Source organism: Cyanobium sp. T1G-Tous, from assembly GCF_024345455.1.
Lineage (GTDB): Bacteria > Cyanobacteriota > Cyanobacteriia > PCC-6307 > Cyanobiaceae > Cyanobium_A.
This window is the reverse complement of sequence record NZ_JAGQBD010000036.1, coordinates 1-10,721: the sequence shown is the minus strand read 5'-3', so window position 1 is coordinate 10,721 and position 10,721 is coordinate 1. Positions and strand designations below refer to the sequence as shown.

Sequence of the window (10,721 nt, the reverse complement as noted above, 5' to 3'; positions counted from 1 at the left end):
GCGGCGGCAAGCACCTGGATGCCTTTGCGGATCACCGCCTCGCCAAATAGGCAGAGCCCGGCGGGCAGGAGCAGCACGCCGAGTTGGGCCTTGACATACCAGCGGATCTTCTGAACGGCCATGGAGGGCTCAAAGGCGTCAGGGCTACAAACTTAGGCCGCTGCTTCAAGCGGCGCCCCCGAACACACCCAATTCACCAGCGTGCGCACGCCGAAGCCGGTGGCGCCGGCGGGATCCTGGCCGCGGCCCTTGTCACTCCAGACTGTGCCGGCGATATCCAGGTGGGCCCAGGGCAGCTTTGGGGTAACGAAGTCCTGCAGGAACAGGGCTGCGGTGATCGAGCCGCCGGGGCGGGGGCCGGTGTTCTTGAGGTCGGCAAACTGGCTCTTGAGCCCGGCCTTGTAGGAGGCCCTCAGGGGCATGCGCCAGAGGCCTTCACCGCTGGCTTCGCTGGCGCCCAACAGGGCATCGGCCAGGCCGTCGTTGTTGGACCAGAGGCCCGCCATCTCATCCCCGAGGGCGATCACGCAGGCTCCGGTGAGGGTGGCCAGGTCGACCACCGCATCCGGTTCGAGCTTGCAGGCGTACACCAGGGCATCGGCCAGGGTGAGGCGCCCCTCGGCATCGGTGTTGTTGATTTCGATCGTTTTGCCGTTGGAGGCGGTGACGATCGCGCCGGGGTGGATGGCCCCGCCGCTGATCATGTTTTCGCAGGCAGCCACGATCATGTGCACCTCCACGCCGGCGGGCTTGAGCTCGGCGATGGCCCGCATGGCCCCCAGCACCGCCGCGCTGCCGCCCATGTCGTACTTCATCATCTCGATCTGGGAGCCGGCGGTCTTGAGGTTGTAGCCGCCGGAATCGAAGGTGAGGCCCTTGCCCACCAGCACCAGGCGCCGCTTAGCCACACCCTCGGGGCGGTAGGTGAGGTGGATGAACTTCGGCGCCAGGTCTGAGCCCTGGGCCACCGCCAGGTAGGAGCCCATGCCCAGGGCGGCGCAGTCGTCCCTCTCCAGCACCGTCAGCTCCAGACCGAAATCCCGGGAGAGGACAGCGGCGGTGTCGGCCAGGTGCTGGGGCGTGGCCACGTTGGGAGGGGCAGCCACCAGCTCCCGGGCCAGTTCGACGCCGGCGCAGTTGGCTGCCACTGCCGCCAGGGCGGGGGCGGCGCTTGCCGCCACCCCGATCAGACTGATCGTCTCCGGCAGGCTGCGGGGCTCGGGCTCCCCCTTGAAGCGCTGGTCGCTGAACAGGGCCAGGCGACTGGCCTCCGCCATTGCCTGGGCCGCAGCACCTGCTGCCAAGGCCTCGATCGGCATGGCCAGGGCTAGATGGCTTGCGCCAGCGGCAGCAGCAGCTTGGCTGGCGGCGGCGCAGGCCCGGCGCAGGCCGGCCAGGTTGAAGTCGGCCGGAGCCCCCAGACCCACCAGGATCAGGGTATGGGGGCTGGCATCTAGACGATCGAGGCTGAGGCATTGGCCGGGCTTGGCTTTGAAGCGCCTTTGCTCCAGGCGACTCGTCAGCGACTGCCCCAGGGCGGCGGTGAGCTGCTCGAGCTGGGGGTGGTCGGGGCGATCTTCGGCACCGGCGAACAGGCCCACGGCCAGGCAGTCACCATCGAAATGGCCCAGGGCCGCAGGTAGGACGTCGGGGATGCAGCGAAAGTCCATGGAGCGGCCGAGTTTGGGCGAGATCGTAGCCAGCTCGGCCAGCCCAACTCACCTAGGCGGGAGCGGCTTGAAACGGCGTGGCCCAGCGGCTGCGGGTTTCCTTGTTGAAGGGCGGCAGCCAGCGCTGAATCAGGGCCTGCTCCAGGGCGCGGCGCGGCCGGATGGCGGCGGGCACATCTAACCAGAAGCGAATGCTGGTTTGGCAGCCCAGGCCCGCTTTCAGCAGGGCTTCGCTGTAGGCGGCCAGATAGGCCTTGCAGTCGTGTTCGCCTTTCCAGCGCCGATCTGCCTGGCCGGTTTCACCCACATAGAGCAGCAGGGGCTGGCCTAGAGCGGCGGGCCGATCTGTCACCAGATAAAGGGCTGCCCCCTGCTGGGGTGCGGCGGGCCAGCGCCAGAAGGAAAGGGCCTGGGGGGTGAGCTGCAGGGGGTTGAAGGCCTCGGCTATCTCGGCAGGCGTTGCGGGGCTACCGGCAAACAGCGAGACCTGCGCGGCACCACCAGCCTGGTTGCTCCACAGGGGCTGCTGGTGGGCGGCGAGGCGGGTCTGCCAATTGAGAAGCTGCGAGGCTTGCAGGGGCAGATCAGGGGCAGCGGCGCGGCCAGCGCTCCCCAGCTGGTTTGCCGTAAACAACTCGCCTTGACGCGCCATCGCTTCAGGCCCCCGTGCTGGGGGGCAGTGCTGGGCCGGCGGGGCCTTGCCTGAAGCTCACCTTGCCAATCCAGCTTTCCACCAGGTCGGCGGGAAATTGCAGCCGCTGTTGCAGGTCTGCGAGATCGCGAAAGGGGCTGCGCCTGCGTTCACGCAGCAGTCGGCTGAGCCTGGGCGGATCGAGCCCCAGCCCTGCTAGCTCCTGGCTGGAAGCCTGGTTGAGATCCACCCGGGCAGTGGATTGCAAAGGCGCTGCTGGCTCGCCGTACCAGCGAAATTCCAGCAAGGGCAGCCAGCCCCGCACCAGCGCAGCGGAGAGATCCAGCACCCGTTGCAAGTCGTCGGCGCCGCTGAGCTGGATGCCGCCCGCCTGCAGCCGCAGCAGCAGGTCCACCTGGTCGGCTGCGATGCCCGGCAGCCGCAGCCAGTCGGCCGCGGTGGCGCGGTTCACATCAAGCCGCCAGCCCAGGGCAGCGGCCCTCTCCACGGCCCCAGCATCTTCGAGCTTGAGAGCTGGGTTTTGTTGCAGCTTCAGGGCCAGCAACTCCTGCTCCACCAGCTCCCTTTGGACCAGCTCGCTCTGAACCCGCTCCCGCTCCGCCGCTGCATCGGCAGGTGCAGCAGGGCGCGATGCCGCCGGAATTTGGCCAGTGGCCCTCAGCAGCTGACGCGCCAGGGGATCCAACCAGTGCCGCTTGGCCATGGCGGAATGCCACCGCATCGAAATCGCACCGAACCTAGCGGGGGTCTCACTCTTGAGGCCAATCGATTAAGCCCCAGCGCAGGCCGAGCACGGCGGCATGGGTGCGGTCGCGGGCCTGAAGTTTGCGGCAGAGAGAGCGCAGGTGAGTTTTGGCGGTGTCGGCGCTGATGAACAGCCGCTGGCCGATCTCGGCGTTGGTGTCGCCTTCGGCCACCAGGCTGAGCACCTGCCGTTCGCGCCCGGTTAGGGGTTCAAGGGGGCCCCCATCGCCGGGGCCGCGGCGAAAAAGCTCCGTCAGGCTGCGGTCTACGTAGACCCCGCCACCGCTGATCGCATGCAGGGCGGCCAGGGCACTGCCCAGACCAAGGCGAGACTCCACCAGTAAGCCGTCGCAGCCGGCATCAATCGCCGCTTGGATCTCGCTCTGGCGGTGCTCCTGGGTGATCAGCAGCAGGGTGTGCAGGTTGGGCCAGCGCTGCTTGATTTGCAGCAGTAAGGAAATGCCCGAACCCTGCTCCAGGGTGTCGCTGAGAAACAGCATCGAGGGCCGGTGCCGCTCCACCAACTCCAGGCCGGCGGCCTCACAGGTGGCGGCACCCACCAGGTGCTCCTGACCGATCAGGCCGCCCACAAAGAAGCTGAGCAGGGCCCGGTTGCCAAGGCAGGCCACCAGGCGGGCATCCCGCAGCAGGTTGTTGATCTGGCTGGTGTTGCGGCGGATCTGCTCAAGCTTGGGCGTGAAATCCATCGGCGCTGAAGGCTGTGCTGGGGCCCTGCACTGGCGCCATCCTGGCCAGCCCCGCTCGATTTGCCAGGGGCAATACGCCTATCCGCACTCCCCAGGGGTGCCAGGCCTCACCAGAATCGGCAAACGCTGCGCTGCCAGGGTTATGGCGTTCTTTGAATCCGAAATCGTTCAGGACGAAGCCAAGCGGCTTTTTGGCGATTACCAGCAGCTGATGCAGCTGGGTAGTGAGTACGGCAAGTTTGATCGCGAGGGCAAGAAGCTCTACATCGAAAAGATGGAGGACATGATGGAGCGCTACCGGGTGTTTATGAAGCGCTTCGAGCTCTCCGAAGACTTCCAGGCAAAGCTCACCGTGGAGCAGCTACGCACCCAGCTGGGCCAGTTCGGCATGACACCGGAAACCATGTTCCAGCAGATGCACCAGACCCTGGAGCGCATGAAGTCTGAGCTGGAGGCCACCGCCTAGCGGCTGCCTACGATCCCGCCACAGAGTCAAGGCGGGTCGCAGTTCGAATGACCACAGGTCACCCTCCAGAAGAGCAGCCGCCAGCAAAGAATCCACGCATCGCGCAGCCTCCTCTGCCGGCCTGGCTCGAGCGGGGAATGGCGGATCTGTTCCCCGCCGGCAGCGATCCAGACCAGCAGCTAGCCGCTCGCCTGGAAGAGGCCAAGCGGGCCGGACGGCCCTTGCGCATCAAGCTCGGCATCGACCCCACCGGCTCAGATATCCACCTGGGGCACTCGCTGCTGTTCCGCAAGCTGCGGGCCTTCCAGGATGCCGGCCACATCGCCGTACTGATCATCGGCGACTTCACCGCCCGCATCGGCGATCCCACCGGTAAGAGCGCCACCCGGGTGCAACTCAGCGCTGCTGCGGTGGAGGCCAATGCCGCCACCTACCTGCAGCAGCTGGGTCAGGGCCAGGACCCCGAGCGCGCCCTGCTTGATTTCGAGACTCCTGGCCGGCTGGAGGTGCGCCGCAACAGCGAGTGGCTCACCGGGCTTGACCTGCCCCAGGTGATTGAGCTGCTGGGCATCAGCACCGTTGGCCAGATGCTGGCCAAGGAGGACTTTTCCAATCGCTACGGCTCGGGCGCCCCCATCTCCCTGCACGAGTTTCTTTATCCACTGCTGCAGGGCTACGACTCGGTTCAGGTGCTGGCGGATCTGGAGCTGGGTGGCACTGACCAAAAGTTCAACGTGGCCATGGGCCGCGACCTGCAGCGCCACTTCGGCCAGCGGCCCCAATTTGGAATGCTGCTGCCGATCCTGCCGGGACTTGATGGCGTGCAGAAGATGAGCAAAAGCCTGGGCAACACCGTGGGCCTAGCGGAAGACCCACTTTCGATGTACTCAAAGCTTGAAAAGGTTCCCGATGCGGTGGTCGACGACTACCTAACCCTTCTGACTGATCTGGATTTGGCGGGTCTGCCGCAGAACCCAAGGGAGCGGCAGAAATTGATGGCCCTGGAGATCACCCAGGCGCGTCATGGCGGGCCGGCGGCGGCGGCGGCCCAGCTGGATGCCGCCAAGCTTGTGGCTGGTGCGGCGGGGAGTGGTGCCGCCGCTGCCGAGGTGCCGGAGGCCTCGCTGGCGGCTGTGAACTTCCCCGCCAAGGCCTTCTACCTGCTCAGCGCCGTGGGCCTCTGCTCCAGCAGCAGCGAGGCCCGCCGCCAGATCCAGGGCGGCGGCGTCAAGCTTGATGGCGAAAAGCTGGCCGATCCCAATCAGGAATTTGCCGGCCCCGAGGCCCTCGCCGGCAAGGTGCTGCAGCTGGGCAAGAAGACCTTCCGGCGGCTGGTGGCTGGCTGAGCGCTCCCCCCAGCAGCTCCTACCTGGTGCCCAGCAGGTCGTCCCAGCTCGGGCCCTGGGCTGCAGCTGCATCACCGGAACTGCTGCAGGGAATGGTGATGCCCCCATCGCCCCAGGGCTGCCAGGCAGGTAGGGGGCAGGAGGCGCCCGGCTCAAGGCTGAGGGTCACCGGCAGGGGAGTGGAATCGGAGAAGGGCATGGCCACGGCTCGCACCACCCAAGCCTGGGCGGTGGCATGGGGCCCTCAATGCAGCGCTGATGCCATGGCGATGTCGCCTGGGCGACGCCCTATCTAGCCTGCAAGCAAGCTGCCAGCGGCCCTTGCTTGAGCCCAGTGATCAAATCATCGTGGCCCTCGATGGCATGGCGCCAGAGCAGGCCCTGTCCTTTACCGCCACCGTACCCGAGCTGCGTTGGGTCAAGGTGGGCCTGGAATTGTTTGTGGCTGGCGGACCAGCGGTGGTGCGGCAGCTGCGGGATCAGGGCAAGCGGGTGTTCCTGGATCTCAAGTTCCACGACATCCCGGCCACGATGGCCGGCGCCTGCCGCAGCGCCGCCCGCCTCGGTGCCGAGCTGATCACGGTGCATGCCAGCGCGGGCAGTGCGGCCCTGGGCGCGGCCCAGGCGGCGGCGCTGGAGTCGGCTGCGGCGGCAGGCCTGCCTGCTCCCACCCTGCTGGCGGTGACGGTGCTCACCAGCTGGGAGCAGGCCCGTTTTGCCTCCGAGCTGGCGATTGGGGAGCCGCTTGCTGCCTACGTGCCCCGGCTGGCCCAGCTGGCGGCGGCGGCCGGTATCGGTGGCTGCGTCTGCTCACCGCTGGAGGTGGCCGCCCTGCGGGCTGCCCATCCCGAGCCCTTTGCCCTGGTGACCCCCGGCATCCGCCCAGCTGGAGCGGCCCTTGGCGATCAGCAGCGGGTGCTGACGCCCGCTCAGGCCGTCGCCGCCGGTGCCAGCCAGCTGGTGATCGGCCGGCCGATCACGGCGGCGCCAGATCCAGCTGCGGCCTTCGCGGCTTGTTGCCTGGAGCTGGGCGGGTTTTAGGTCACCAGTGGGCTTCAGGCCACTAGGGAGCTTCGGGGCACCAGTTCGGCGTAGAGCGCCTCTAAGGCGTCGATGTTGCCCTCAAGCGTGTAGCGCTCTAGGGCGCGGGCGCGGGCGCGACGGCCTAGCTCGGCGGTGAGCACGGGTTGATCGCGCAGCACTGGGATCAAGGTGCGCAGCTGGGTGGTGACGCCCTGGGTGCTGATCACGATGCCAGCGCCCCCCTCCAGCACCTCGCCATCGGCGCCGGCGTCTGTGGCGATGCAGGCGGTGCCGCTGGCCATGGCCTCCAGTAGGGCCAGGCTCAGGCCCTCCACCAGGGAGGGCAGCAGAAACACCTCGGCCAGCTGCTGGAAGGCCACGCGCCGCTCCAGGCTGGGCTCATAGCCCCACCACACCAGATCTGGTTCATCCCCCGGGGCCTGCAGCGCACTGCGCAAGGGGCCATCGCCCACGATCACCAGCACGCAGCCGGCGGGTCGCACGAGCCGCCAGGCCTTGATCAGGGCCTCGACGTTTTTCTCAGTGGCCACCCGGCCCATGTACAGGAAGACGCGCCGGCCGGCAAAGCGCTGGCGCAGCTCCTGCAGCTCTGGGCTGGCAGCGGCGGCCAGCGATGCCGGCTGCCACATGCTGGTGTCGACGCCGTTAGGGATCACGGCCAGCCGCTCGGCCCGCACCCCCAGGCGCAGCAGCATCTCCGCCTGCAGCTCCGAAAACACGATCACCCGATCAAATTTGGCCAGGGTGGGCCCATAGAGCTGGTAGGTGAGCTGCTGGGTGCCGGCGGTGAGGTTGCGCAAGCTCGCATCGAAGGCGGGATGAAAGGTGGCCACCACCGGTAGCCCCAGCTGCTGGCAGAGATCGGGTAGGCGGAAATCGAGGGGAGAGAGGGTGAGGCTGGCGTGCACCAGGTCGGGCTTCAGTCGCTCCAGGGATTCGCGCAATTCCCGCTGGGCCCCCAGCGATGGAATCGTGTACACCTGCGACTTCACTAGGTAAGGCAGGGCAACTTCTGGGCCGCCGCCATTGCTGTCGCCCTGGTTGTCAGCGTCCGGCAGGGCATCGCTGGAGCGAGCCAGGCTGCCGGGGGGTGTGTCGAAGTGGATAAAGCTGATCCCATGGCCGCGGCTGCGCAGCGCGTGGGTCGTGCTCAGTCCGTAGGTGACGTTGCCGCAGAACGGTGTTTTCTTGCCCAGCCAGGCAATGTGGGCCACCAGGGCTCGCGCGTCCGGAGGTTCACGCTACCAGCGCTGCCAGGGCCGCTCCAATAAGGCCGCCAGCAGGGCAATGGCTGCCAGGCCCCAGAGCACCGGCAGCAGGCCGTAGCGGCTCACCACCGCCCCGGCCAGCACCAAAGGCAGGCTCAGGGCCACGTTGATCAGGTTGTTTTGCAGGCCGAATACCTTGCCGCGCAGCTCTTCCGGTGTTTCTTCCTGGATTGTGGTTTGGGCGGGAATCGCCAGCAGGGCCGAGCCCACCCCCAGCACGCCGCAAAGCAGCAAGGTGAACACCAAATTGCCGCGCAACTGACCCAGCAGCACCAGGCTCCAGCCGATCGTGGCGAGGCCCGTGGCAGCCAGGTGGCGGCGGTTGAGCCCCTGGCCCAGCTGGGCCACGGCTAGGGCCCCAATGGCCAGGCCCAGGCCGCTCATCGCCAGCAGGGTTCCAAACTGGGTGGGGCCAAGCCCGGGGATAGCCGCCGCCAGGCTGATCGCCAGCACGTAAAGGGCGGCAAGCAGGCTGTAGAGCAGCACCAGCTGCACCATGGCGCTGAACACCCGCGGCCGCTCCCGCAGCACCTGAATCCCCTCGCCGATTTCTTGCCACACGGTTGTGCGGCTCGGCGCCCGAGGCGGCTCCTGCCAGCGGATTCGGCTGATGGCTACGGCTGCTAGGCCGTAGCAAAGGGGCAGCAGCAGAAATTCACCACCGCTGATGCCGATGCGTTGCAGGCCCAGGTTTAGGAGCCGCAGGATCGGATCACCCAGGGCAAAGCCCACGATCGTGGCGGCCATGCTGGTGGCCTGATAAAGCGAGTTTGCGGCTAGTAGCTGGTCGCTGGGCACCAGCTGGGGTAGGGCTGCCTGTTCGGCCGGCGCAAAAAACTGGGTCAGCACCGACTCGAAAAAGGTCATCAGCACCAGCCCCCAGTAGCCCCAGCTCAGCCCCAGCCACTCGGGGCCCTCCACCAGGCAGAGGGGGGCAAGCAAGACCAGCAGCGCCCGCAGGCCGTTGGAGGCCACCATCACGCCCCGCTTGGGCCAGCGGTCGGCCCAGACCCCGGCGACAGTGCCCAGCAGCATGGCTGGAATCGTGTTGGCCACGTAGATCCCCGTGGCCAGCAGGGTGATCATCTGGGCCCGGGTTTCCGGCAGGTCCAGCCGGATTGCCGAGGCGGCCTCCGCCAGGGCGGGGTTGGCCTCGGGCGTTCCCTTCACCCAGGTCTGGGCGATCAGGAACACCATCAGCACGATGTAAAACTTGTCCGCCAGCTGGGAGAAGATCTGGCCAAGCCAGAGCCAGCGGAAATCGGGTAGCGCCAGAACGCCCTGCAATCCGGTGGCGTTGGATTTGCCGCTCAAACTGGCTCGAATTGCTGCTGGCTCGTCATGATGGCGCAGCCCCGGCTGCCAAGCCGGTGCGCAGCAGCCGGAAGGCCCGGGGTTTGCGGCTGAGATGCTCCTGGCACCAGTGCTCCACTAGCTCCAGCAGGTGCAGCCACACCGGCAGGGGGCCCATCAGTTCGCCATCGCGCCGGCGGGGCAGGTTGGGCCGCAGCAGCCGTTGCAGCAGGGCCAGTTCGGATGCATTGAGCACCACCCGCGCCCCCGGCACGCCACCGATCACCAACCCCTCGCTCGGCACCAGGCTGCAGCGCCAATCCCAATCGCCCACGGGCGGATCCAGGGGCTCGCCACTGCGGCTGCAACAGCCCAGGGGTAAGGCGTAGCCGCCGAGGGCCAGCAGGTGGACGCTGCCCTGCACTGCGATTGCTAAGGCTTCTAGGTCGCAGCCCCGCTCCCGCACCAGGGCGTCGAGGCGGCCCAGCTGCATTAGTAGGTCGCCCAAGATGCCGGCGGAGGGTGCGTCGCTTGGCACCAGGGCCAGACAGAGCTCCATCAGGGCCTGGGCGGCGGCGAGGGCCTCCAGCTGCTGGGCCAGGCCGCTGTAGCTGCGCAGCACTTTCAGTTGACGCACCCGCCTCAGGCCGCTGCGACCGCCCACCTGCAGGCGTAGATGGCTCAGGGGCACGGCGGCGGCCAGGCTGCTGCGGGGTCTGCGCGCTCCCGGCACGGCCAGCCGCACCACCCCCTCTTCGTCGCTGAGCAGGGTGAGCAGCCTGTCGTTTTCGCCTAGGGGCCGGCAGCTCAGCGCCAACCCTTCGAGGCTTTGCTCCGGCACGGTTGCTTCAGCCCCGCATCGCCTGGGCCAGGGCCACGCCGCGGCTGGTGCCGAGCCGGGTGGCGCCAGCCTCCACTAGGGCAAGGGCCTGCTCCAGGTTGGCGATGCCACCGGAGGCCTTGATGGCTGCCCGACCGCGGGCCAGCTGGCGCAGCTGTTCGATGTGGTCCACCGTTACCGCTGGCCCGAAGCCGCTGCCGCTTTTGAGGAAGCGGGCGCCAGCATCAATGCTGATCTCCACCAGCAGGGCCAGGGCGTCGGGATCGAGCCTGCCCACCTCCAGGATCACCTTCACCGGCAGGCCCAGCTCGCAGATGGCGGCGAGTTCGTCGTGGATCGGCGTGCTCTGGCGGTCCGCCAGGGCGCCGAAATCGGGCACTACGTCCAGTTCGTCGGCCCCTGCCTCAGCCGCTGCCACCGCTTCGGCCAGCTTCACCGCCGCCGGCACAGCGCCGAAGGGGAAGCCCACCACGGCAATCAGCTGGGGGCTGGCGCCCTTGCCCTCAAGGGGCAGCTGCTCCCTGGCAGTGGCCACCCAGCGGGAGGCCACGCACACCCCGGCAAAGCCGAAATGGCGGGCTTCCTCGCAGCACTGGCGCACCGCGCTGCTGCCGTGGTGGGGATCCAGCAGGGCGTGGTCGATCAGGGGGGCTAGGTCTGGCCGGTCGGCGCTCACGCGTCTTTGGCCTG

12 protein-coding genes are annotated in these 10,721 nt (G+C 67.8%); 3 read left to right on the top strand and 9 right to left on the bottom strand.

Annotated elements, in window-relative coordinates; all coding sequences use genetic code 11:
- Window positions 1–152: 152 nt before the first annotated feature.
- The 4 genes from KBY75_RS14660 to KBY75_RS14645 are packed head-to-tail and all read right to left on the bottom strand — an operon-like array spanning window position 153 to window position 3,773.
- Window positions 153–1,670: a leucyl aminopeptidase gene (locus KBY75_RS14660; protein ID WP_255024471.1), complete on the bottom strand. Its 1,518-nt coding sequence runs from the start codon at window positions 1,668–1,670 to the stop codon at window positions 153–155.
- Window positions 1,671–1,722: 52 nt separating this feature from the next.
- Window positions 1,723–2,322, bottom strand: a complete 600-nt coding sequence (locus tag KBY75_RS14655; RefSeq protein WP_255024470.1) for a GIY-YIG nuclease family protein — start codon at window positions 2,320–2,322, stop codon at window positions 1,723–1,725.
- 4 nt (window positions 2,323–2,326) lie between these two features.
- The gene (locus KBY75_RS14650; protein WP_255024469.1) at window positions 2,327–3,025 is read right to left on the bottom strand and encodes a hypothetical protein; all 699 of its coding nucleotides are present in this window, start codon (window positions 3,023–3,025) and stop codon (window positions 2,327–2,329) included.
- Between the two features lie 46 nt (window positions 3,026–3,071).
- On the bottom strand, window positions 3,072–3,773 hold the full coding sequence (locus tag KBY75_RS14645; protein WP_255024468.1) for a response regulator transcription factor: 702 nt from the start codon (window positions 3,771–3,773) through the stop codon (window positions 3,072–3,074).
- 142 nt (window positions 3,774–3,915) lie between these two features.
- Here KBY75_RS14645 and KBY75_RS14640 point away from each other — a divergent pair, with 142 nt between their 5' ends.
- The gene (locus tag KBY75_RS14640) at window positions 3,916–4,239 is read left to right on the top strand and encodes a DUF1825 family protein (protein ID WP_106502272.1); all 324 of its coding nucleotides are present in this window, start codon (window positions 3,916–3,918) and stop codon (window positions 4,237–4,239) included.
- A 137-nt stretch (window positions 4,240–4,376) separates the two neighbouring features.
- Window positions 4,377–5,585, top strand: a complete 1,209-nt coding sequence (gene tyrS / locus KBY75_RS14635) for a tyrosine--tRNA ligase (RefSeq protein ID WP_255024467.1) — start codon at window positions 4,377–4,379, stop codon at window positions 5,583–5,585.
- 19 nt (window positions 5,586–5,604) lie between these two features.
- Here the strand turns inward: tyrS and KBY75_RS14630 are convergent, their stop codons facing one another.
- Window positions 5,605–5,784 (bottom strand): hypothetical protein, encoded by a 180-nt coding sequence (locus KBY75_RS14630; RefSeq protein ID WP_255024466.1) that lies wholly within the window; start codon window positions 5,782–5,784, stop codon window positions 5,605–5,607.
- A gap of 59 nt (window positions 5,785–5,843) precedes the next feature.
- On the opposite strand from KBY75_RS14630, the gene pyrF reads away from it, so the two are divergent.
- A complete protein-coding gene (gene pyrF / locus KBY75_RS14625) occupies window positions 5,844–6,626 on the top strand; it encodes an orotidine-5'-phosphate decarboxylase (protein ID WP_255024465.1) in 783 nt (260 codons plus the stop codon).
- A gap of 14 nt (window positions 6,627–6,640) precedes the next feature.
- On the opposite strand, the gene KBY75_RS14620 is transcribed toward pyrF, so the two are convergent.
- The 4 genes from KBY75_RS14620 to deoC are packed head-to-tail and all read right to left on the bottom strand — an operon-like array spanning window position 6,641 to window position 10,707.
- Window positions 6,641–7,843, bottom strand: a complete 1,203-nt coding sequence (locus tag KBY75_RS14620; RefSeq protein ID WP_254937482.1) for a glycosyltransferase family 4 protein — start codon at window positions 7,841–7,843, stop codon at window positions 6,641–6,643.
- 27 nt (window positions 7,844–7,870) lie between these two features.
- On the bottom strand, window positions 7,871–9,211 hold the full coding sequence (locus tag KBY75_RS14615) for an MFS transporter (RefSeq protein WP_255024464.1): 1,341 nt from the start codon (window positions 9,209–9,211) through the stop codon (window positions 7,871–7,873).
- A 25-nt stretch (window positions 9,212–9,236) separates the two neighbouring features.
- Window positions 9,237–10,031: a DNA repair protein RecO gene (recO, locus tag KBY75_RS14610; RefSeq protein WP_255024463.1), complete on the bottom strand. Its 795-nt coding sequence runs from the start codon at window positions 10,029–10,031 to the stop codon at window positions 9,237–9,239.
- Window positions 10,032–10,038: 7 nt separating this feature from the next.
- Window positions 10,039–10,707 (bottom strand): deoxyribose-phosphate aldolase, encoded by a 669-nt coding sequence (deoC, locus tag KBY75_RS14605; protein ID WP_255024472.1) that lies wholly within the window; start codon window positions 10,705–10,707, stop codon window positions 10,039–10,041.
- Window positions 10,708–10,721: the final 14 nt, after the last annotated feature.